30 protein-coding genes are annotated in these 21,663 nt (G+C 42.0%); 8 read left to right on the top strand and 22 right to left on the bottom strand.

The window, feature by feature from the left end; genetic code table 11:
- Nucleotides 1-3: 3 nt before the first annotated feature.
- The 22 genes from FTU01_RS04280 to FTU01_RS04175 all read right to left on the bottom strand — a co-directional run bounded on the left by FTU01_RS04280 (nucleotide 4) and on the right by FTU01_RS04175 (nucleotide 16,172).
- Nucleotides 4-1,083, bottom strand: a complete 1,080-nt coding sequence (locus tag FTU01_RS04280; protein WP_180138266.1) for a major capsid protein — start codon at nucleotides 1,081-1,083, stop codon at nucleotides 4-6.
- Nucleotides 1,084-1,088: 5 nt separating this feature from the next.
- Entirely contained in the window at nucleotides 1,089-1,460 is a 372-nt protein-coding gene (locus tag FTU01_RS04275) for a hypothetical protein (RefSeq protein WP_034171155.1), read from the bottom strand.
- 3 nt (nucleotides 1,461-1,463) lie between these two features.
- A complete protein-coding gene (locus FTU01_RS04270; protein WP_180138263.1) occupies nucleotides 1,464-2,435 on the bottom strand; it encodes a hypothetical protein in 972 nt (323 codons plus the stop codon).
- 55 nt (nucleotides 2,436-2,490) lie between these two features.
- Nucleotides 2,491-3,696, bottom strand: coding sequence for a phage minor head protein (locus FTU01_RS04265; protein WP_180138261.1), 1,206 nt, complete (start codon nucleotides 3,694-3,696; stop codon nucleotides 2,491-2,493).
- A 3-nt stretch (nucleotides 3,697-3,699) separates the two neighbouring features.
- Complete coding sequence (locus tag FTU01_RS04260; RefSeq protein ID WP_180138259.1) at nucleotides 3,700-5,184, bottom strand: DUF935 family protein; 1,485 nt, start codon at nucleotides 5,182-5,184, stop codon at nucleotides 3,700-3,702.
- 9 nt (nucleotides 5,185-5,193) lie between these two features.
- On the bottom strand, nucleotides 5,194-6,729 hold the full coding sequence (terL, locus tag FTU01_RS04255) for a phage terminase large subunit (protein ID WP_179992503.1): 1,536 nt from the start codon (nucleotides 6,727-6,729) through the stop codon (nucleotides 5,194-5,196).
- Nucleotides 6,730-7,197: a DUF2280 domain-containing protein gene (locus tag FTU01_RS04250; RefSeq protein WP_180138257.1), complete on the bottom strand. Its 468-nt coding sequence runs from the start codon at nucleotides 7,195-7,197 to the stop codon at nucleotides 6,730-6,732.
- 45 nt (nucleotides 7,198-7,242) lie between these two features.
- The gene (locus tag FTU01_RS04245) at nucleotides 7,243-7,872 is read right to left on the bottom strand and encodes a putative metallopeptidase (RefSeq protein WP_180138333.1); all 630 of its coding nucleotides are present in this window, start codon (nucleotides 7,870-7,872) and stop codon (nucleotides 7,243-7,245) included.
- A 120-nt stretch (nucleotides 7,873-7,992) separates the two neighbouring features.
- Nucleotides 7,993-8,166 carry a hypothetical protein gene (locus FTU01_RS04240; RefSeq protein WP_180138255.1) on the bottom strand — a complete coding sequence of 58 codons (174 nt, stop codon included), beginning with the start codon at nucleotides 8,164-8,166 and terminating at the stop codon, nucleotides 7,993-7,995.
- A gap of 204 nt (nucleotides 8,167-8,370) precedes the next feature.
- Nucleotides 8,371-8,691, bottom strand: a complete 321-nt coding sequence (locus FTU01_RS04235; RefSeq protein ID WP_180138253.1) for a hypothetical protein — start codon at nucleotides 8,689-8,691, stop codon at nucleotides 8,371-8,373.
- A 414-nt stretch (nucleotides 8,692-9,105) separates the two neighbouring features.
- Nucleotides 9,106-9,546: a hypothetical protein gene (locus tag FTU01_RS04230; RefSeq protein WP_180138251.1), complete on the bottom strand. Its 441-nt coding sequence runs from the start codon at nucleotides 9,544-9,546 to the stop codon at nucleotides 9,106-9,108.
- Nucleotides 9,547-9,558: 12 nt separating this feature from the next.
- Nucleotides 9,559-10,071, bottom strand: coding sequence for a RusA family crossover junction endodeoxyribonuclease (locus FTU01_RS04225; protein WP_180003372.1), 513 nt, complete (start codon nucleotides 10,069-10,071; stop codon nucleotides 9,559-9,561).
- A complete protein-coding gene (locus FTU01_RS04220) occupies nucleotides 10,064-10,399 on the bottom strand; it encodes a hypothetical protein (RefSeq protein WP_180138173.1) in 336 nt (111 codons plus the stop codon). The genes FTU01_RS04225 and FTU01_RS04220 overlap by 8 nt, the downstream gene beginning before the upstream one ends.
- A complete protein-coding gene (locus tag FTU01_RS04215) occupies nucleotides 10,392-10,748 on the bottom strand; it encodes a dATP/dGTP diphosphohydrolase domain-containing protein (RefSeq protein ID WP_180138249.1) in 357 nt (118 codons plus the stop codon). Before FTU01_RS04215 ends, FTU01_RS04220 begins: the two co-directional genes overlap by 8 nt.
- Nucleotides 10,741-10,905: a hypothetical protein gene (locus FTU01_RS04210; RefSeq protein WP_180012965.1), complete on the bottom strand. Its 165-nt coding sequence runs from the start codon at nucleotides 10,903-10,905 to the stop codon at nucleotides 10,741-10,743. Before FTU01_RS04210 ends, FTU01_RS04215 begins: the two co-directional genes overlap by 8 nt.
- Nucleotides 10,902-12,116 carry a hypothetical protein gene (locus FTU01_RS04205; protein ID WP_180138247.1) on the bottom strand — a complete coding sequence of 405 codons (1,215 nt, stop codon included), beginning with the start codon at nucleotides 12,114-12,116 and terminating at the stop codon, nucleotides 10,902-10,904. The genes FTU01_RS04210 and FTU01_RS04205 overlap by 4 nt, the downstream gene beginning before the upstream one ends.
- The gene (locus FTU01_RS04200; RefSeq protein WP_180138331.1) at nucleotides 12,113-12,940 is read right to left on the bottom strand and encodes a DNA adenine methylase; all 828 of its coding nucleotides are present in this window, start codon (nucleotides 12,938-12,940) and stop codon (nucleotides 12,113-12,115) included. Before FTU01_RS04200 ends, FTU01_RS04205 begins: the two co-directional genes overlap by 4 nt.
- A gap of 2 nt (nucleotides 12,941-12,942) precedes the next feature.
- On the bottom strand, nucleotides 12,943-13,656 hold the full coding sequence (locus tag FTU01_RS04195) for a hypothetical protein (protein WP_180138244.1): 714 nt from the start codon (nucleotides 13,654-13,656) through the stop codon (nucleotides 12,943-12,945).
- Nucleotides 13,649-14,557: a hypothetical protein gene (locus FTU01_RS04190; protein ID WP_180138242.1), complete on the bottom strand. Its 909-nt coding sequence runs from the start codon at nucleotides 14,555-14,557 to the stop codon at nucleotides 13,649-13,651. Before FTU01_RS04190 ends, FTU01_RS04195 begins: the two co-directional genes overlap by 8 nt.
- A 60-nt stretch (nucleotides 14,558-14,617) precedes the next feature.
- The gene (locus FTU01_RS04185) at nucleotides 14,618-15,382 is read right to left on the bottom strand and encodes a phage antirepressor KilAC domain-containing protein (RefSeq protein ID WP_180138240.1); all 765 of its coding nucleotides are present in this window, start codon (nucleotides 15,380-15,382) and stop codon (nucleotides 14,618-14,620) included.
- Nucleotides 15,383-15,434: 52 nt separating this feature from the next.
- Nucleotides 15,435-15,926: a phage regulatory CII family protein gene (locus FTU01_RS04180; protein ID WP_180011271.1), complete on the bottom strand. Its 492-nt coding sequence runs from the start codon at nucleotides 15,924-15,926 to the stop codon at nucleotides 15,435-15,437.
- A 57-nt stretch (nucleotides 15,927-15,983) separates the two neighbouring features.
- On the bottom strand, nucleotides 15,984-16,172 hold the full coding sequence (locus tag FTU01_RS04175; RefSeq protein WP_180018017.1) for a hypothetical protein: 189 nt from the start codon (nucleotides 16,170-16,172) through the stop codon (nucleotides 15,984-15,986).
- A gap of 92 nt (nucleotides 16,173-16,264) precedes the next feature.
- On the opposite strand from FTU01_RS04175, the gene FTU01_RS04170 reads away from it, so the two are divergent.
- The 8 genes from FTU01_RS04170 (at nucleotide 16,265) to FTU01_RS04135 (ending at nucleotide 21,662) form a co-directional block, all read left to right on the top strand.
- Nucleotides 16,265-16,966 (top strand): LexA family transcriptional regulator, encoded by a 702-nt coding sequence (locus FTU01_RS04170; protein WP_180018015.1) that lies wholly within the window; start codon nucleotides 16,265-16,267, stop codon nucleotides 16,964-16,966.
- A gap of 143 nt (nucleotides 16,967-17,109) precedes the next feature.
- Nucleotides 17,110-17,991, top strand: coding sequence for a DUF6731 family protein (locus FTU01_RS04165; protein WP_180018013.1), 882 nt, complete (start codon nucleotides 17,110-17,112; stop codon nucleotides 17,989-17,991).
- Nucleotides 17,963-18,403 carry a hypothetical protein gene (locus FTU01_RS04160; RefSeq protein ID WP_180018011.1) on the top strand — a complete coding sequence of 147 codons (441 nt, stop codon included), beginning with the start codon at nucleotides 17,963-17,965 and terminating at the stop codon, nucleotides 18,401-18,403. Before FTU01_RS04165 ends, FTU01_RS04160 begins: the two co-directional genes overlap by 29 nt.
- Before the next feature lie 134 nt (nucleotides 18,404-18,537).
- Entirely contained in the window at nucleotides 18,538-18,891 is a 354-nt protein-coding gene (locus FTU01_RS04155) for an NADH-ubiquinone oxidoreductase subunit 6 (RefSeq protein WP_034171174.1), read from the top strand.
- 222 nt (nucleotides 18,892-19,113) lie between these two features.
- Nucleotides 19,114-20,061, top strand: coding sequence for a sensor domain-containing diguanylate cyclase (locus FTU01_RS04150; RefSeq protein WP_034171175.1), 948 nt, complete (start codon nucleotides 19,114-19,116; stop codon nucleotides 20,059-20,061).
- 46 nt (nucleotides 20,062-20,107) lie between these two features.
- Entirely contained in the window at nucleotides 20,108-20,347 is a 240-nt protein-coding gene (locus tag FTU01_RS04145) for a hypothetical protein (RefSeq protein ID WP_034171176.1), read from the top strand.
- A 347-nt stretch (nucleotides 20,348-20,694) separates the two neighbouring features.
- Nucleotides 20,695-21,129 carry a hypothetical protein gene (locus FTU01_RS04140; RefSeq protein ID WP_180138238.1) on the top strand — a complete coding sequence of 145 codons (435 nt, stop codon included), beginning with the start codon at nucleotides 20,695-20,697 and terminating at the stop codon, nucleotides 21,127-21,129.
- Nucleotides 21,126-21,662: a hypothetical protein gene (locus tag FTU01_RS04135; RefSeq protein WP_180138236.1), complete on the top strand. Its 537-nt coding sequence runs from the start codon at nucleotides 21,126-21,128 to the stop codon at nucleotides 21,660-21,662. Before FTU01_RS04140 ends, FTU01_RS04135 begins: the two co-directional genes overlap by 4 nt.
- Nucleotide 21,663 lies beyond the last annotated feature (1 nt).

The raw sequence follows: 21,663 nt of genomic DNA, 5'->3' as shown, positions 1-21,663 counted from the left end.
TCCTTATAGAGTGATAAAACCAGTACCACCAACGACACCGTTCTTATTAGACGGCACAACCAGTGGAGCAGATTCGGTCATCAGCATGATGCCGCTTGGATCTTCACAGTACCATTGACGGTCAAAGTACTGCTGAGCAACGCCGTTGGCCAGCATGTTCTTGATCTTACAGTGAGCTACCGAACCATTGGTATCAGAGATTAGTGAGAAGTAATCTTTAGGAATAAAGCGCTTCACTTGACCTTTGTTACGGTAAGTTGCGTCATATACCCAGAATTCGATTCCATCAAAGGTTCCTTTGAAGGTTGCTGATTCTTTTACACCAAAGCTTGGATTCACTGGAACAGAAATACCCGCATATGGCGTGATGAATTCTTTTTTGAATTCTTCATTGTTCCAGAGAGCCGCCCAAACCAAGCCAGACATAACAGACAGCTTAGCTTCACCACCATCAGCAGCCAATTGACGTTCAAGCATGGTGCGAATATCCGTTACTGGCTTGGCACCCGCTTCATTCCATTTGGTTAATGGCGTATATGTCAAAGACGCATCACGACGGTAATCCACCAGGTTGAGCTCATAATCATCTGAGTGAAGCGTGTATTTACCATTTTTCAGTAAATCGATAGCCATCATCATGACTGAGTTATCAATCGCATCATGGTTGCGCTTCATCACTGAGATTTGAGCAATGATCATTTGCTCTTGCTCAGATAGTCGCTGGTTACCAGTTGAGATGATACCTGCAGTACGTAAACGCTCAAGCAAGGCAATTTCAAAAGTTTCTGCCGGAGTGACCTGATTCTTTGGCTTGTAGTAAGCCGGTTTAACGTGGCGTACTTCACCAGATTGAGTAGTATCAAATGGCTTACCAGGCTGTTGCGGTGATACCAGTGGTGCCAGATCATGTTCAGCTGATAATTCAGCCAATGGCACATCATCACGCGTGAATAACGGGCGATTAGGGAAAAGCTTATCTAAAAGCCATGTGTCCATTGGACGGTAATTCGAGTGGATCAGTGCCAGCTCACCCACATCAAGAAGTTCAAGTGGAGCACCTTCAATATTAAAAGACTGTGGCATGTTGTTTACACCTTAGAAAGTTCGATTTTGTTTTTAGTTGCCTGTGCACGCGCTGCATCATATTCTTCAGCAGCAAGCAAAGTCCCATTAAGCGATACAGCTTCAATACTGAAAACCCCGCCGTAGTAGACCGGAATTTCGATTCCATCAGCGGCCTTGATTGTGGCTTCTGCAGCCGTAACGTCTTGGCCACAAATCACATCCCATGTTTTTTCATCAGTAGCGTGTGTGAGTACATTCGCATCTGAAAGTGTAAGTAAGTCACCTTTTTTATAGGCTGTAGCGGTAGTTACTTTGGCATTGGCACGTCGTAACTTTTCATTGTCTAGGACCAGCTTTTTAGACTGGACCGTAATTTTTGGAATAACCTGGCTCATGAATTATTTCCCCTTGTTTTGTTCTGCGAATGCTTGTGCACCAGAAGTGAATTTGTGAGTATCAGTGTTAGTAGACTGGTTACCCTGCCCTGGATTGGCTTGATGAGTGAACAAGTGAGCAAATGCCGGATTTACACTTGGTGTTTGTTGTGTTTGTGGTGTAGCTGGTGGTTGCTGGCTACCTGCAGAAAATTGACGAAGTTGCTTAGCTGAGAATGCAAATGCACCATCATCAAGCTTTTTCATTTCTTCAATATCTTCAGCGCTGAATTCTTTGCCCAGGTCTTTACCTAATGCAGTGATTTCAGCTTCACGTTTTGCTGCTGCGAATTGTTTGTTTTGTTCAGTCAGAGTATTCACCTGACCTTCCAATTCGGTAATTTTGGCCTGAGCCTTTTCTAATTCGGTCACGTTTGTGTCCTCTGGTTGATTAAATTGTTTTGGAGAGTGACTTGCCGCCACTGCGTTTGTGTTGTCATCCGCACCCAAAGCACAGAAAGATACTTCACGAATACGACCACCACGGAAAACCGTGATAGGCCCTTGATGCACTTTTCCATTTACAGTGACTGATGCACCCGCTTGGATTTCTTCGACTGTAGAGGGTTCAATTCGCACTGACATCTGCCATGGAAAGCCATCGTCAGAGTCCTGAGCAACCTGAGTACCAAATTCATTACTCATTAGATCGCCTGAAACTGTTAGGCCGTTCTGGTGATCAATGCTGTGGCTATTGATGGCTCCAGCACGTTGCCGGGTTGAGTGATCCAGTAACGCAGGGATTCGGCCTTTAATTTGCATAGAATCAAGATCAAAGATGATTCGATCCCAATACCAATGATCGGTAATAACTTCACCACTGTATGCAACACCGGAGAAAGTCCGCTTCTTCTTGCCATCTTCAGCTTGATCGACATTTAAGTTACCGACCTGGAAGCAATACTGATTCGGCTTATGTTCCTCTTCTTTTGGCATTTTTCATGCTCCATAAAAAAACCGCCCTTTCGGACGGTCAATTACAAAAATCGTTTTAGTTTAATAATGGCCTTAGCGTATAAACCACCCGCCCTTCAACCGCTTCAATCGAAACAACCTCAAACGACAGTCCAATTGGAAATAAAACACCATTACCGGCATTCAACATATCCAGATCGATACCAAGACCTTTTGCATTCTCAATCTTAATCACGATATCTGAAGCTGTATCGGTCATCAGCAACGGCGCATTCAATTGAACTGTCTGCCCAACTTGATACGCTGCTACTTGTTGCAGTGTCGCAGCGCCTACTACGGTTGAAGCCGCATTGCTCGCCACAGCTTGAATAGCTGCCAGATCAGTACTCAGCCAGCGCTTAAGTACATCATCACCCAGAGAGCTTGTAGTAGAGTTTAAGTAGCTGCTCAGTGAAGCATCATTTCCCTGTACATAATCAAGGAGAGTCCGAATCGCACTAGGTCGGATACTCGGATCAAGAGGAATAACCGTATTGGCCACTGTGTCGAATAGGTCCCGAGTCTTATCATCCATCGGAGCAAACAGACTGGTGAGCTTTTTACTCGCCGTCCATTCAGCCTTGATTACCTCTTTCTGCTCGAGGAGATATTCCTTATCTAGACTTGAAGTACTGATCTTTTTATCCACCAGTGATTCAAGTTCACCAAACTGCAATGGATGTGATGACCAATCCAAAGCTTCAGCAACCTCTGGTAGCTTATCGTCAGGTGTAATGCCGTATTTCAGCGCCTGTTTCTCAGTTAATGCTATGCATGTGCACCGACAGCGGAAACCTGTGGGAGGATAATGTGTCAGCCAGAATGGATCATCAATGTGACGAACAATCCGATTCAAGGCCAAATGACTCGGACGCACTCGACTATCATTGATCGCCGAATACATCAGATATGATCGTTTAGCTTTGTTCCTTTGCTGTTGTTGCCAACGACCATGACCGTAAGCACTTTGAATATTGGTACGGAATACATTGTCCAGGTAATGCTTTGGCAGAATGATTTCAGATTCTTCAATTAGCTTCTGAAAATCCTTAAAGGTACCGCCGTCGGCAATCGATTTATTCACCGCCTTGATGACCGTTTCAATCTGCTCAAGACTCGATAGAAAGCTAACCGTAGTCGCCATCTGTCGGGTCTTAAGGTCCATTGAATAGAACTCATCAGGTAGCACGATCTTTTTACTGTGAGCGTACCGAAGCGCCTCAAGAAACGTGACTGGTTGCATAGCTTACTTCCCGTTTTGAGCCGTCACATACCCCAATACATCTGCAGCATACAAAGCTTGGTCCAGATTAGCTGTGAACTGAGTTTGTGTTGCTCCAGGTATTAACTGCATCAAGTTATAAGCCAGACTTTCAGGGCTATCAGACTTGAATACCAATTCCTTGACCTGATCTGGTTTCAGTAGCTGCAATTCATCCTGACCATCAGTCAGTTCTTCAACTTCCTGCTGTTCTGGTGAAAGCTTGTTTGCTGTTGCCTTAAAGTTGAATGCCTGACGCGGTAAAGCGGTGAATTGATTGAAGGCAGTTTGAGGCTGCTCAATCACATCACCATCTTCCAAACCATATTCACGCTTAAAGTATTGTGGCGTTAAGACTGCACCAGCATTCTTTAACTTCACATCACGATCCGCTTTAGGCTCTTCCAGTGATTTCTCTTCACCAATGATGACCCGGTGGCGTTCCCAGCCATTGATATCACATAACGCGTTAATAATGGCTTGTATCGTTGGCATGATCATCCGGACATCGGCTTTATACTTTGAGTTTTGCACTTCAAGATGCACATCACCTAAAGCTCGCGAACCTGCGCCATCGGTACCACTGGTTAGAGTTTGACCCAGAATCACCTTTTGAATACGGCGCTCAAGGTTCTTGTCGAAGGTTTCGAAAGTCTGTGATGCGTTGCCATTGGTATTGGCTGTTTGGATTTCTACCGAATCTGTTCCACTTAAAGCAATCACTGAGCTTGCATGCGCTCTAAGTAGCGCATCACGCATATCTGTCGTCTTGCCGGCAGTTTTACCAACCAGCATTGGTAAGCCAAACTTTTCAACAAACTTGGCCCAAAACTTAAAGCCAGACGTTTTGAAGAACCAGACCCAGTACAGTCGACTTAAAAGAGCCTCACCTAATGGATTCTCATAAGTAGATTTACAACGTGTCAAAAAGTGTTTGAAGCGCTGATCAACCTCCTGATCCTGCCGAGTTGTATTGTAGTTGGCCAGCAACATCAGACGACCATCATTCTTAGGCTCATACCATTGCATTGGCTTTTCACCAATCCACTTAAAACCAATAAACGGTGTAATGGTATTGCCATCAATATGTAGGCTCGGTTCCTCAGGCTTAGTATAGATTGCTTCTAATACAGAATATCCGTACCAGCGAGCATTCTGTGCACCCAAGAGAATCTCAGACCACCACTCACGTAAATGCTCCATAATGATTTTAGATTCCGGTCGGTCCATCGGCTCTACACGCCATGATGCACTCTCAAGTTTATCCTGGCGTTTTTCAATGGCCTGATAAATCTCATCGTCATACATCATGACTTTTAAACGTGGACGGGTGACCCCTGCTTTTCGAAGTACTTCATCGCCGTCTGGCATTTTGGTCAGATAATTGATTAAAGCCTGTTCAGCCTCATGAGAATACAGTGCACCAGCTTCAGGTTTTGCATTCTCAGGCTTTTTCCTTTTCTTAGACATAACTCAACCTTATGCAGCCGGAGGGCTGTAATTAATCGCAATTACTGCATCTTCAATCGCATCAATCAGCGTATCTACTTGGTCATCATGATCATGGGTAAATGCCGCATTGAATGCTTCACACTCTTCAAAGAATTCACCGACCCAATGAGCATCTTTAGGTACCATCACAAAACGATCTTCCGGTTTATCCTTATAGTTTGCTTCGAGATGGACCTGCACATCCATGAAACGGGATAGCTTGTCTGTATTACGCTGGACTGGAATCACAGCGACACCAGAGTAAGTGCCGAGTGTTTGGATCAACTGAGTACCAGATGCCTTATCTTCTACTTTCATGTAGCGGATAGGTTTGGTATGCCAGGTGTACTCTTTATGCTTATCCAGAAAGGCTTTAGCCTGACGATTCAGTTCTGGTGCTTCCCACTTACCGCGCAAGAGATCTAGCAAGTACAGCTTTCCATCGATCCCCATGCCTACAAGTAGGAATACGGAATAGTCATTGTGCTCTTTAGTCTTTTGAGCGGTATCAACAAGGACGGCGCGCCACTGAAGCTCTGGAATATCTTTATAGAATCCGAACCATTCAGATTTAATCAGGTCACCGCCTAATTTCTTAGGCTGCTGCATATACTGACTAGAGAATGTATAACGGGATACCGTGGCACCTTCTTTATCCTTGCCACCCTTTTCAAGTTGTAATAAGGATTGAAGCGATTCTTTCTTTGGCCAGTAACTTTGGCGGCCTTGCTCATCACGCTCAGCATCTCGCGGTACCAGCTTTTGAATATGCTTTGGCAAGGTTGCAATGTACTTATCATCAATTAATGCCGGAATAGATATTTGAGTCCATTCACCAGGTAAATTACCTGTCATGACAAAGTTGGTTGGATCCTCAGTATGCAGGCGCTGCATGATCATGATGATGGGTGTATCAGACTTGGCTTTACGTGAGTTCACCGTATTAAGTAACTTGCGATTGGCGGCATCTCGTTTGATCTTACTGAAAGCATCTTCTGGCTTTAATGGGTCATCGATAATGATACAACCTGTAAAGCCATCATCAGCCAGTGTTCCTGCGCGCCGTCCTGTTACCTGTCCACCCATAGAGGCCACATACACATGACCTACATCGTAGTCCTCAACTGTAATCTTCCATTCCTTTTTGGAGTCAGTACTATTGGAAACCGTTAAATCCCACATCAATCGATAGTCTTTCGACTTCACAATGTCACGCGCTGTATCTGATACGCCTTCTACCAGTGACTGAGAGAAGGACAAATACAAAAACCGTGATCGAGCATTTAGAGCCAAGCCTCGCGGGATTAAATTAGTTGTCAGTTCAGTTTTACCCGCGCCTGGTGGAACATTGATAACAACATTTGCAATTTCGCCCGCAATTACCTGGTCAATAATCCATGAGATATAAACATGGTGCCAATTCACCGTAAATTTAAAGCCCATACGAGGCTTAAAGAATCGCCGGGTGAAATATAAATGCTCATCTTCACACAGCTTCTTTTCAACCTGTGTTTGCAGATCCATTTAGTATTCCTCTTGGGCCTTCTTTACAGCAGCTTCGACCTGTTCTTGAGTAGCATGAACAACGGTGGTCTGTAATGCTTCGCCGTCCTTACCGGTAATTTCTTGTCGGTTAGTGAATTGACCACCTACATCTTTAGCAGCCTGTTCAAGAATCTTAAGACTCATCACCGTGTTTTTCGCATTACGCTCAAGCTGCTTTTGATACTGCTTTAAGCGGTAATGTTTGTTTGCAATCGGGATATCAATTAAGCCAGAATCAAAATCGGCGCGTGTTTTGTTGAATAACTCGACAAACTTTTTGGAAAGGTTTTTGCCTGCCGCTTTGGTTGGGTCATACGCAGCGACCTGAACACGATCAATGGAAATTTTAAATTCTTGTTTAACGAGCTCAGCAACTTCTTGGGGCGTATCACGACAAGCAAGAGACTGAACTATAAAGATTTTTACAGGCTCTTTAAGTGTTGCCATAAACACCCCTTCGTATAACAACGTATAACAAAGCAGGCAAAAAATTTAAGCCAACTTCAATAAACATGTACCACATGCATGAGCAATATTTGCCTTTCTAATTGTTGGACCATCATTTGCAAGCTCTACCATTTTCTGAACTTCTGGTGATGCACCATAACGCTGTACAACGCCGTGGAATTCTTCGACATCATGGCCACGCAGGAAATACTTATATTCACCAGTTGAAGCACTCACCAGATAATTACCATCTTCGTCACGTTTGGCACCAATGTGATAAAGCTCATGTTCAATCAGAGCGCAGAAATCAGCATCACTCGCCTGTGATGCATAGATAGCATCAATAGTGATCAAGTATGTAGGCACACAGCCAAACCAGTCGATCATTTGTTTTTCTTGCCGGGCCTTCTTCCAGCCGCCAGCATTAAACATGACCTTTTCTGTCTGGCCTAAAACCACTTGTTCAGCTTTAATGAATGCAGATGAAGCCCACAGTACTTTAAATAGATCATCATCCCACGGCGATATATGCACATGATCTGGATTATGTAGTTCCCCATCTTCTGAAATGAAGGTTTCCAATATCCATTCTTTTAACTCTGGTGCCGGCTCGAAGGCTATCGGATCAACTGGATCAATCTCAAGCAAATGTTCAGGTGGATATGGACGTTTCATAGTTTCACCACGGACAATAAACATGTTTCAGCATAGCCAAAATCACCAACAACATTGCTGACGTCATCAAGATACTTATCCAATCCCAATCTTTCATAACCCACCACAAATCGAACGGCGTTACGAATAAAGCGCCGTACGCAAATTCTTAATACGCTCTTTCAGCTTAATCATGATGCCGTCAATCGCATGCAACTCACTAAGCGTTAATCCGGATCGACTGAGATTCTGATATTTAGACAGCTCAGCACTGCAAAACTCTAAGTCCTTTTTAGCTTGTATTTTGTCTGTCATGGGTGCCACCAATAAGAAAAGAAAACCCCACTCAATTTAGTTGAGCAGGGTTATATGCCGTAATCCGTTCGGCGAATGTCACCGAAGTGACAAGGGTTTATTCATCCAGCCATTTGCCACACTTACGGCATTCAACCTGAACGAAAATATCAGAGTGATAATCGTAGTGATGAAAGCAGAATAGGCGTTTTAGGAATTGGAGCATCACAACACCTCGAATTGATCTCCCTCATACACAAACTGAAAACCTAAACAGCGTTCATCTTCAGTTAATGATGGGAACATTGGTGATTTCTCTTTTGAGCAGATAATGGCAATACATTCAGCCTTGCATTTATCTTCACGATCTACAGCAAGAATCTGCTCGTTATTATCTTCATCTGGTAGCGACTCAATGACACACGGAGCCAAGTAACCAAACTCGTCAGCAATACCCCAAGCATAATCCCATGCCTTATCACCTGCTCTAGCAATATGCACATCATTAAACTGGAATTCATTGTTTTGGTGTTTGATTGTTTTCATGGTTGGCTCGGTTATTTTTAGAATCTGGTGCCCTGATATTGCTTACACCAACATTTCTCAGGGCATTAAATAAGGATGTGGCGATCTGCCACATCCTTGCCTTAGATTACGATATTGACCAGCTCGGCAACTAATCTACCGCTACTCACAATCACACACACCTAACATGCACGGTCTGCTTTACTTGCTTTCAATCCTCTTTAGGTCGGGACGCTACTCCCTAGTCTAGATTCCCGAAGGAAGTTTACTCGATGGCATGTTCCACTGGTCAGCACTCCAGCAGGAATGGATTGCCTTTTTACAGGCAACAAAAAAGCCCACCTTTCGATGAGCCTTAATCGCTAGTGAGCCTGACTACTCAAGCGCACTATATCAGAAATATGCCATATCTTGTCCGGACAGTCAAATACTCAATCAATCTAATTTCAAGCGCTTATCATGGCCTGCTAAATAGAATTTTCCAGCATATACCATTCCCTCAATCGAAGTCTTACCCATACCGCGCTCATGTGCTAGCTGACGCAACGACATCCCACGTACGCATTTATCAATAAAGATCTCAACAGCTACCTTTGCCGAAGCACAAACTACCGTCGACTTATTAAAATCCATAATCAACTTCCGCACCTGCTCAGCTTCAAAATCATTAATCTGGCAAATGATCTGATCCTTACGCGGTGCCACCCCTTTGTTATTTTCAAGAATCAGCCAGTAAATCTGATTTACCCCAAGTGAGTCCGGCTGATGTCCTGACTTCATACGTGAAATCTGGATGTATGCCCCATACTGCTTAAGCCAATCTTCAATACTGAAACGATCCCAATTCATCACTTCCGCTTTAACCATCGCATTCATCCCTATTTCCTCTCAAACCCTTAACTTTTCAACTTGAATAATCAGCTTCCCGCCTTTTTCTGATGGCAACCGCTTCACAAGCAATTCATCCACCTGGGAATCATCCAAAATCAACCCACCTTTCGACAAAGCGTCAAAGCATGGTTTTACGATGTTATCGATGTCGCGTATTTTCGCGTCAGGTGGCGCGTATTCGATCTTTACGCGAACTCTGCCCTGATACCCTGCCGGCTCAATAAAACGCTTCATAACGTCAATAAAGTGGATTGCACGCTTACTTAATCGATTAGTCTTGTTCGCCCCACGAATCCAGTAATGATTCACCGAGGGAGGTGTGATTAAAACTTCACACCAGAGCAGTTCATCATTCATCACACCAAATCCTTTCCCTTCGACCAGATGTGCTGGAACCTTTGGCATTGGATCTGGATTGGATTTCTTTTTCCCCGACTTGGTTGTTACACCAAATCGAGGACCAATACCGGCTTTTCGCGCCTGAGCTGCGGTGATACGGAGATTAGTCATTGGCACCTCGCAGGGCTTCTAAATTCTCAATTTGAGCCTCGATAACATCCGCAAACTCACTATCGTCAGACCACAAATCAAATTCATTTCTTATGCTGACGGTAAGTTTCTTGTATTCATCAATTCGCTTTTGCATATCCTGACGCGCAGCAAAGTGACCCTGAATAATTGCAGACTGCTCATCGTTGATTTTCTTAATCTCGATATAACAAGCCTCCATGTTGTTGAGCTGGGCTTTTAGTTGACTTATTTCATGGTGCAAGCTATCCACCAAGCAACCATCGCAAAAAGCTACCTCGCCATGATCTAGGCATTGATGTTTAGTCATGAACCGCTCCAGCATAATTTGGTTGATATTTCTCAGCATCTAGAATCGCTTCAGGTACACCAGATTGCTGATTATCAAACCACCACAGGAACATCCCGCAACAAATCGCATGAGCTAAATGATGCTCTCCAGTTTCGGGGTCTTTTTGCTCACCCTGCCACCAAGCATCAATATGGCGTTGCATTGCATCGTAATATCGCGTCTTAGATTCAGGGACATGCTTCCAGTTATCTACCTGATACTTACTAGCCCCAAACTCTAGAACGCGAATTACGGCATTTAGAGCGCCTTTTGGAAGCAGCGACATACGCGGCTTATTTTTGTCAAACTTTTGACCCTGCTCACTCATCCCAATCACTCCAATCACCCCGAATCAAATCCTCAAACTGCTTACTTTCTTCATCTGCCACTTGATGCATCATTTCAAATTGTTGCTGAAGTAATTCCTTTTCCTGTAGATCAGTCGTCCGGTTGATCTGGTCTCTTAATTCTGTAAATCCTGTCATGCTGCTTGCTCCCCAATCTTTTGAGCCTGTTCACGCTTGCGTTTGTGATAAGCTCGGTTTGCTTCACGCTTGCAAAGAACACACTTAGTTCCATAAGCTCCATGTGACATCACTCGCTTATGAAGTGCCATCCCATGCTTCTCGCACTCGCCCTCAAAATGCGTTTCACCTCTTTCCATAGCTTGTTTCATTGCTTCCAGGTTGCGATTTATACGTTTCCATTTTTCCGTGATTGGTCCGTATGACTTCTTGGCTCTATCAGACTCGCATTTTGTGCAGCGATGCACTTTTGCATGAACTACGTACTCAACCGGGCCATGCTTTTTGCATTCACCATAAAAACGTTTCTCTCCACGGATACGTGCGTCATTTGCCAGCATTCGGTTATTGGATAATTTTTGATTGTTGTACTGCTTCACCTTTGCGCTTCTACAACTTATGCAATAAGTCGTTCCTGAGTTGTAGATTCCAAAACAGGTTTCTTTTTCCTCTTTGATGCAGTAAGCCAGGAATGTTCTTTCGCCTCGTTGCACAGCGTCTTTTTTACGAGCCATGTTATGAATACGGATAAATGATTTTTTATCCATTGCCATAAGCGTCGGACCATCCGCGTATTCGAAGTGTTTAATAATTTCTTCTAGCTCATGGATCCTTTCCCATGTCAGCGCATATCTACCGATAATTGCATCATTGATTCGGTTCCATACCACACCAAACTGTTTTGCTAGTTTGTTTGTGTCACCAAAACGCGCTCTCGCTTTAAATCCTTCAAGCAGTGTTTTTTGTTTCTGGAGGCGTAATTGTCGATCATGCTTTTCCGCCTCCTTTTCAGCTTTTTTAAGAGCTACGCTTTTTTGACGCTCTTTTTTGATTTGCTCGGCCTTTTTCTCACGCTCTAAAGCACGTTGCTGTTTAGCTGACTCAAGTTCGCGCTCACGTCTTTTTCGTTCCTCTTGCTTGCGCTGTTTAGCTTCAGCACGTTGCTGGCGTTTTGTAACCTCTCTTGCCTGGCGAGCTTCTGTGTTAGTAGCTTCAATTTTTGCATTACGTTCAGATTCAGGAGCTACCACCTTTGCACGTTCTTTTGGAATATTCCCATCAGGAAACTTTGTGAAGCCCATTGGCAACTGAGTGATTTGGTTTTTAGTCAGCCAAGCTTCAACATCGTTATTTAATTTTTCAGATTCGATTTGTTTTTGATAAATACTCATGCCGCACCACCGAATAAATCACCTTGTTTTTCTGCCTGAGGATTGATCCAAAGTATTTCCTCACGTGTCACACCACCATTAGCACCTGAGGCCTGTGTAAACTTGGTAAGCTTTTTCCAGCTTTTTAATTTCAAGTCATATAGATCGCTGTGGTACCCACATAAAATCACCTTGCCCTTTAATGAGAGAATGAGATCCAATAGCTGAATATGCTGCTCATCTGTTAAATCATGGCGATATGCCTTGGTACCAGAATCACGAGTACTGCATAGGTATGGTGGATCTATAAAAAATAAAGTTTCTGGTGAGTCGTATTGCTGGATAATTCGCAATGCATCATCATTTTCGATATATACAGATTTAAGTCTTTTAGCTGCCTGAATAAGTCTTAATGGGTATTCATCCCAAAGCTTAGACTCATAGGGTTTGTCTCTACCGCCAGTTGCCCTAAAGCCTGTTTTACCCTTAGTAGCTCCCGCAGATCCAAAGCCCATCTGTGCACGAATTACTAATCTTCTAGCTTTTTCAATTTCACATTCAGTGTGGCCATAAGCTTCGACAAACTCATTTCGCGCATATGGAGTTAATTCAAGTTGCTCAACAAGCTTCATGCGTTTTGTTTCATTGCGCAGTACTTTGAAGAAGTTGACGACATCAGAATCAAGGTCGTTGTAAATTTCGGTACCGCTCGGTATTTTACTAAGCAAGATCGAAGCACCACCACCAAAAGGCTCTACATAGGTTTCATGTTTTGGAAAGTGGCTAATAATCCAATCAGCTAAACGGAACTTTCCACCGTGGTACCGGATTAATGGATGATTCATCTTCACACCCCACCCCCTGCGCTTTGCCCATGCTTCAACTTCATCGCATTCATCATCGCCATCGGCAAAGACATGCCCGCTTCTTGAAATTCTTTTACCTTGCTTTCCACCCAAGATTTCTCCTCCGGGGTCGGTTCAGGTAGCCATGATTTAGGCTTAGGTGCTGCCTTGGATGTACCAATCATCTTCGGTGGCACATACCACTCTTGCTGACGACCTTGCATCTGGGCTTTAGCCAGGTACGTGTCATAGATCGATTTGAACTGCTTGAAAGCCTCTTTCATGCTTCCCTGCTCGACCAACCAGTAAACCGAATCCCATGCTTTTTTAGTCAAGATAGTAATCTTGTCTTTTTGCTTCAGGAATTCCTTCAGCTCCATGCGAGACAATTCAGCCACACGATGAGAACTCATATTTGAGTAATCGCATGCACGTTGCCAAGCTTCTGTTGCTGTCCACCAGCTGCCAGACATGCACCATGATTTAAAGTCTGAGAGTGTTGGGCAGAAATCACCTGATCCAGCTTTTGCATTCAGCTGGGCCATACCCTTTTGAAACTGCTCATCAGTTAGCATCATCAAAGCACTGTTAATGATGGTCAAAATGCGATTCAGGTCAGTCATGCCGTTAAATTGGCTAATAAACTTGTGTCCATACATCACCTGCATGATGTCGTAGTATTCGCGTGCCTTGTCTAAGGCGATCCCGTTATGCACGACCCACCCCCTCAATCAGTAATGACTTTTTTGGCTCACCAACATCAATGATCTGACCTTGCTGTCGATCCATAGCTGCACGTTGTTCAGCGAGAATCTGAGCTGTGGTTTTAGTGATAGATTGACCTGGTGTTTTCAGTGGTGTTTCTTGTTGACGTTTAATCCACTCAAATGCTTTACCAAGAATCTGGTTTTTCACCATTTGCTTTTTATGTGAATAAGCGTCCTGAAGTTGAATCAACAAAACATTCAAATCGTGTTGAGAGATATTTTTTAAACCTGCCATTGATAAACGAGTGTTCACATCAGAAAGAGAGAGATCAAAACGTGGATCTCGGTTTTCTGTATTCAGGTTTAAGGAATCAGGAATCAGGTTAAGGGAATCAGGAATCAATATATCAGCAGGGTCAGACTGAGGCTTGCCTAGGGCTTGACCTAGGTATTGATCATCATCACCATAAGTTATTGAATTTAATTCACTTATATAATCCTGATTTTCATCAGCATTCACATTAATAACATTCTGAACTTGTGCTTGCCCTAGGTTTGCCTCGGGTTTGCCTAGGTCTTGTACAGGGTTGTATCTCGGCACATCATTCACACTTTCTTTGTGGTGTGGGTTCTGGTGCTTAGTGAATTTAGGCAGAAAAATGCATTTGCGATTATTTACTAAATAGCGAATCAAGAATTTTTGGTCTTGAAGTTCATTCAGCATCTGATCAACATTTACGTCGTCAGCAGGGAAAAGTGCCATCTTGATTTTCTTTGGTTTGTCTTCCAGGTAGCCTTCACGATCAGCTAAAGTCCATAAGCCGATGAACAAAAGACGAGTTTCAAATGAAAGCTCTACCAGATCCTCATTAATAAAGAATGAAGGCTTAATATTTCGTGCTCTAGCCATTATTTACGCCCCACTTTAAGTACACCCCAATAAAACCAATTACATCTTCAAGTGTTGTATTCATGCCGCCACCTGCTTTGTATTACGTACTTTGTTTACCAAGCCAGTGATACGAGTCAGGCCAAATGCAGTGACACGCATATGCAGGAACACTCGTTCTTTGCCATCATTGCGATTAACAATTACTGGTGATGTACGATTGGTGAAAACCTTGTTCAAGACATATTGGGCATGTGGCTGGAGCTTGCGATCTGAATCACGGTAGATCCATTTCTTATTAATCAGTAGCTGGATTAATTCAGATTCTTTAATGCCGATTGTTTTGGCACATTCACGTAAGCAATAAGTGTTAGAAGTATCAGCAATGGTTTCCAGTGCCTCAGCCTTAGGTGTGAGTACCGCTACTTTTTCACTTAACTCAATATTGAGCTTGGCTTGAATTTCGATTGCTTGAAGCAGGTGTGCTGGGTTGGTGATGTCAAAGCTATTTTTAGCCTTGAGCGCTTCTTCCATTGCAGTCATACGGTCAAAAATTTGTGCTTGTAATTCGTAGCTATAAGACATAGCCATGAGACAAGCTTCACGTTTTGGGAAGCGATAGCATGGATAGGTTTGTCCATTTTGTTGGTTAATGTAGGTATCCCTAAATTTTGGGAGACCCTCTAAACCCAAAACCTTCGGCACTTTTGCCATAAAGTGATCATGGCGAAGTTGCGCCGGATTGGTTTCACTTTTTGCGCGATATTCATTAATGAAATCAACAATCTCAAGTGATGACATCGTTACTTCGTTTATGTTAAAATTTCCTTGTGCTAACATATTCATGTTTACTTTCCTCGACCGTTAGTGAACAATCGAAAAAGCCTGATCTAGACCATCAGGCTTTTTCCATTTGTAGAGCTGATAAATACTTTGCACACTCGCCTTTCATGGCTTTACGCAAAGATTGAATTTTGTGTTCAATTTCTTCCAGGATGCGATCTGTCTCATCCATTTCAGTAGGTGTCACCACACCATCTTCCAGAGCAGATAAAACTTGCTTATTTGCTGCACCATTCCCAACATTCATACCAAGCAGTGATTCAAGAACACCTAGTTGATGATCTTTTCCTTCCGCTTGCTCTACCGGCATTAATGCAAAACCTAATTTGTGCGCCCACACTTTTAAAGAAGCCGGGTTTTGTGTATAGGTCAGCATTGCTTCAAATGCCTTTAGGCTCGGCAAATGGTTTTCCATGTTTGGATTGGCATAGTTCAAAATCGTGTTGTGAGACACACCAACAACATCAGCAATCTCTTTAGGTGTAATCCCGTTTGATTGGTGAATCATCTTGTGTAGCGCGGTTTTAGACTCTTTCGATATATCCATGTGAACACCTTGTTTACTTTCACGTTTATTAAAAACGCTAAGTTGTTGATAATTGATTTAAGCAATTAAGGTTTCTAAATTTGCCTTTAACTTGCCTTTACTTTGAATTTGGAGAATTGCCTGGGTTGAAGCTGGAATTCCATATGAGCGCCATTTGCTAATAGCTCCGCGTGTCTTTTTTAAGATTCGCGCTAGGTCAGCATCAGTTTCAGCTCTGTAATGCTCCTTTACGTCATCGACAGTCATAATGTTTACCTTGATAAACTTTTAGTTTCCCTAAGTAAACCATAAGTTTCTTTTTAGGTCAATAATAGTGTTTACCATTGGAAACAATTGTTATGGGTATTTTTGCAATGAGCAGCGTTTCTGAGCGTATCTTGATGAGAATGAAGGAACTTAACCTTCAGCAAGTTGATCTGATTGAAGCCACAGGCCTTAGTAAAGGCACGGTCTCCAAATGGATCTCGGGTGTGAATGTCCCTAGTGGAAAAAGCATCACATCTCTTGCAAAAGCCTTAAAAACATCACCTGAATGGATTTTAGATGGTGAGGGCCTTAAAAATCTTGGCGGCCCTGTAAAAAAAGAGGACGATAAAGGATTTAATAACGTTCGTTTTAATGGAAAGAAACTTACAAGGATTCCAGTGTTAGATTTTGTACAAGCTGGTATGTGGCGAGAGGTCGCGTACGATGGTAGTGAGCCAAAAGGATATACCCTTACTACTTATGAAAATAAAGATCCAAGCACTATTTTTAGTGTGACTGTCGAAGGTATGAGCATGTACCCCGAGTTTCAACCTGGTGATGATATTGTTATTGATGCCTCAATTACTCCTCAGCCTGGTGATTATGTGGTAGCTCAGAATGGTGATTACGAGGTTACCTTTAAGAAGTACAGAGTTGTAGGTTTTGATGAGCACGGCCGTGAAGTATTTGAATTGGTTCCGCTAAATCCAGATTTCCCTATTCATAACTCACAGAAGCATCCTATTTCAATTATTGGTGTAGTTGTTCAGCATCACAGGGAATTTAGAAAATAATAAAAGCCGCTATATGCGGCTTAAACAAAATCATTAGGTTGTATCGAAATATCTAAAAAGTTAGTTGGTACTAGTTTAGGTATCTATAGAATTGAAAACCCAGTGCAGCTTTTTTTGCTGTGAATCGGGCTTGAGGGGTAAAAATGGCAAAAAAAGAAATTAACTTTGACTTCTATCAACTTGTTATTTCTTCTAATAATAACAATACTTTACAAGACTTCTTTGAAGCTATAAAAAATGGCTTAACAAATAGTTTTGTTGAAGTCAGAGGATATACCAGAGAATTATATCGACTTGATAAAAGTAAAGATGGTTTTTGGTTTGGGCAGTTTCGTAAATATCGAATTGACCAGTTACCCGCCTACGCAAGATTTGGAGAGGATGAAACTGAAATTACACTGGATGAAGATCAAGGGATAATTGAAAGGAATTGTTTCATTTTCTTCCCAGATAGAAACATTTTGGTATGGCAGCATGATTCACATGCCAACCATCCTGAAAGATTTGCAGATTTTCTTAGTACCACTAGTGGCGATAAAGTTGAAGCAGCTCCGATTTTAACAAAATCAGCTCTATTACGATTAATGGCTAGCCAGACTGAGGCTTTGAAGTTTCAGATTTCAGTAGCTCGCCCTACCGCACCTAGTATGTATAACGAGAATAAATTTACAGAGAGCTTGTTTTCTCTAATGAATAATTCTGGAGCTGATTTATTTAATTTGATTGGCGGAGTTGACTTGAGATCCAAGGATGCAGGTTATCTTAATAGCGGGATTATAAAACGCGGCTTGGAAACATTAGTATCGTCTGGCGCGGCAAGGACAGCCAAGGTTTTAGTATTAGATGAAGGTAAAAGAGAATGGCTTGATTTGATAACTGATAGAGTTAAAACATCGCGACAAGTTGAGGCTGACAAAAAATCTATACCATTTATAACAATGATTGATATGATAAAATCAGCATATGATGAAAAACGAGAGGTGTTGGATGAAATTCTTGGAACGCCACACGCCACTCTTGATTAGTTTTGCTGCTTCTTTTATCGTTTGTTTTCTACTATATAGAAATTTTGGTCTAATCATAAAGTTTGAAGATGGTGCTCAAAACTCACCGTATGAAATTGCAAAACTGATTACAGGTATTAGCGGCACTATTTTAGGCTTCTTATTAACAGCAGTAGCGATGCTTACAGCTGTTATGGATAGGAAGCTTGTTGAAAACATGAGAAAAACTGGACATTATAGAGTCTTCATTATTGATTGCTTTATAAATATTTTTTTATTTCTTGTTGTTATCAGCTTAGGGATTATTTGTCTCTTTCTCGTCAATCCTTATTTGAGCTATATTCTATACGGTATTCTTTTTTTTATCTGCGCTGCAATTCTTATGTTAATAGAGCAAGGAAGACGGTTCATTTTAATCTTTACTAAAATATAATTAATCTTGAATTCAACCCACCCCAGCGGTGGTTTTTTCTTTATGTAAGGTAAGTGTAACCTTGTCTTTAAACGCTACATTATAACAATTAGTATAAAGATACCTATGATTCATAAATAGAAAGGTAAGTCTCAATGAAATATTTGTTAGGTGCAGCATTGTTAGGATTAGCAATTACTGGCTGTACTTCAAATCCAAAAAACGAAGTGGTTCAAGAAAAAGTTGTGAGCAATACTCCAGCTGAAACTCAGGTAATTAACTTTACTGGCCCAATGGATCTTACAGTTGAATTGAAATCTTCGGATAATTTTGAAACAGCTTTAATGACTGATAACTCTGGCAAGGTCTATCACCTTAAACGAGCTATTTCAGGAAGTGGTGTGCGTTTAGCCAATAATGATGGTGTTTCAATTCACTTCAAAGCTGGTGAAGGTATTGTAGAGTTTATGAAAGACAAACCTATCAGTATTACTGAATACAAAAAATAAGATTATTGCTCTAGGACAACCCACCCCATTGGTGGGTTGTCTTTTTATTATATGAAGTAATATTCCTATTTATTAACCGATGGAATTTCTAGAAAATTTAAGTAAAGTGAATTAAGTTTTTGAATAATTAGTGAGCTAATCAGTTTAAAATTATAATATATGACGCTGTAGTCTAAAAATTGTTTTTCCATATCTCTCTTAGTACAAATACGGACTAACTTAATGAATAATATTAACTTTAAGAATTTCGAAGAAGCTGGCCAAGCCATTTTAAAATTCTTATCTCAACGATTTGGATTTAAGCTATGGATGATTACCCGTACTGAAGGTGATGACTGGATCGTGTTACTAAGTGAAGATAATGGCTATAACGTTAAGCCAGGACAAGTATTTCGATGGGCAGATTCGTTCTGCTCACACATGGTACAAAATAATGCGCCCCGCATTGCCCCTTACTCGCCCGATGTTCAAGTTTACGTAGACGCACCTATAAATCACTTAGTCCCAATTAAAGCCTATATCGGCCAACCTCTGTATAAAGAAGATGGGTCCCTTTTTGGCACTCTCTGTGCAATCGATCCTGAACCTCAATCTAAAAATCTGGTCGAGGAAGCTCCATTATTTGAGCTGCTAGCACAAGTGCTTAGCTATAATATTCAAGCTGAATTAAAAGCCGCTGAGTACATACGTAAAGCTGAACGGTTTGAAATGGAGGCATTGTCCGATCCCATGACTGGCCTTTTTAACCGTCGTGCTTGGGACCAGTTAATTGTATTAGAAGAAAAGCGCTGCAAGCGATATGGTCACCCTGTTGCTATTCTCATGATTGATCTTAATGACCTCAAAATCACCAATGATACTTTGGGGCATGCTGCAGGTGATGAACTCATTCAAAAAATGGCTTTAACCCTCAAAAACACTGTACGCAATAATGATATTGTCGCTCGTCTAGGTGGTGATGAGTTTGCTGTACTCAGTATTGAAACCAACCGAGAAAATGCGGATAAACTTGCAACCAGAATTCAAACTGCTATTGCAAAAGCTGGCATTAGTGCTGCAATTGGTTTTGCAATGCGAAATCCCACATACGGTCTATCAGCAGCTATCATAGAGGCAGATGAAAAAATGTATCAGGATAAAGCCCTAAGCAAATCACCTGAGACTAATTAATAAAAAACGCGAACCCGACGCGGCTCTTGGAGCGGGTGGAGAACTTATGCTTGAATTAATTGTTATTGATATATCTGAAACTAAACCAAAATCACTCTATGCTAGACAATTCAAAACCCATCCTCGCGTAGGTGAATGGATTGAAATAGATGAAAATGACGAAGGGGTTTTATATGAAGTTGTTAAGGTTGCTCACTCGACAAATGGTGGTGATTCAGATTTATACGTAAAGCCTCTAGGACTAACTTATGAAGTTGTTGGGAATCTTTGTGGTAAAAGTGATTAGCGATATTTAAATGGTTTTCGCTTAAATCATTAGGATTAGTAATTAAAACACCGATAAGTTTCACCCCAGTTAGTGGAGATGAATCCATTACCTCTATTAACTGACCTTCTTTTGTAATACCAATCATTCTAATGACTCCAAACAACCCACCCCAGCGGTGGGTTTTCTTTTGTCTATTAAAACATAAAAGTTTCCATAAAGAATAAAAAGTTTCTTTTAATAAACTTTTCTCTTGACTATAAAGTTTCCTTTGGTAAACTAAATTCCGTAGACAACAAAAAGCCCCAGCGTAGCCTACGACAACTACCTGGAGCGTGACCCACTCTCTCTCAGTGAGTAAAGAAATTATGAATGCAAAATTGACTCCACACAATAGCTTCAAGGTGACTCTTGTTGCTACTGCCTTAACTGTAAGCGCATTGGCGTTTGGATGGTGTGCTGACTTTGGTACTAGCCAAGCAGCTCCAGCTCAAAACATTCAATCTGAATACGGCATCGTATCTTTAAAAATGCTTGATGGCGTACGCGGTGAAGCAATCTTGAATCTTGATGGCTTCCGTTTGGAAATCACTTCGTTTGAAGTTGCAGCACATCCAGATGGCTACGGTGTACCAGGTTCCGAGTTCACTAATGTAGAAGTGATAGAACTGGGTGAAATCAAGGTATTCGATGCCAATGGCAATCCATACAACGACTTCACTGATTATCAGGATCACCGCGAAATCAATGCAATGATCGCTGGTCACATCATGAAGCATCGTCTGGTGGAGGTGCAGTCATGATTCTTAAATCTGCCGACCAAATCTTTGAAGCACTTTTGAATGGCCAGCTGGTTTACTGGTGTGAATATGGCTCTGATGATTGGTCCCCGCTTAATGACCAAGCACAAGTTAATTTTGCTGATCTTTACACTGGTTTCCTGCAATTCAAAGCAGATGAACTACCTGTCATTCCAATGCCAGTAGAGTTTGGCTCAACTCATCGCTACTTCTCTGAATACATCAAGACGTTTGAAGGACTTGAGATTTACAGGGTTGGTAAAAATCGGGTGAGCTACTTCGCTTTACGTGTCAAAAGCTCAGGAACTATTGCTGACTATTTCTGCAATACGCTGATTTACTCCATCCAACCTGACGGCTCTCTGAAGAAAATGGATAGGTCTACAGCTCCACAGTGGATTCTAGATGCTTTGGAAAATGCGCGAGTCGCCATGCGTAAAAATAAACGACATCAAGTTTTAGAAAGTACCGGCTTCTTTGGGTCTGAGGACTATAAGAACTTTAAACGCAAAAACCGTCAGCTAGGAGTACGTTGAG

The organism is Acinetobacter sp. YH12043 (genome assembly GCF_013419915.1).
Classification (GTDB): Bacteria; Pseudomonadota; Gammaproteobacteria; order Pseudomonadales; family Moraxellaceae; genus Acinetobacter.
The sequence above is the reverse complement of the archived record's forward strand: the minus strand, read 5'-3'. Positions and strand labels throughout refer to the sequence as shown.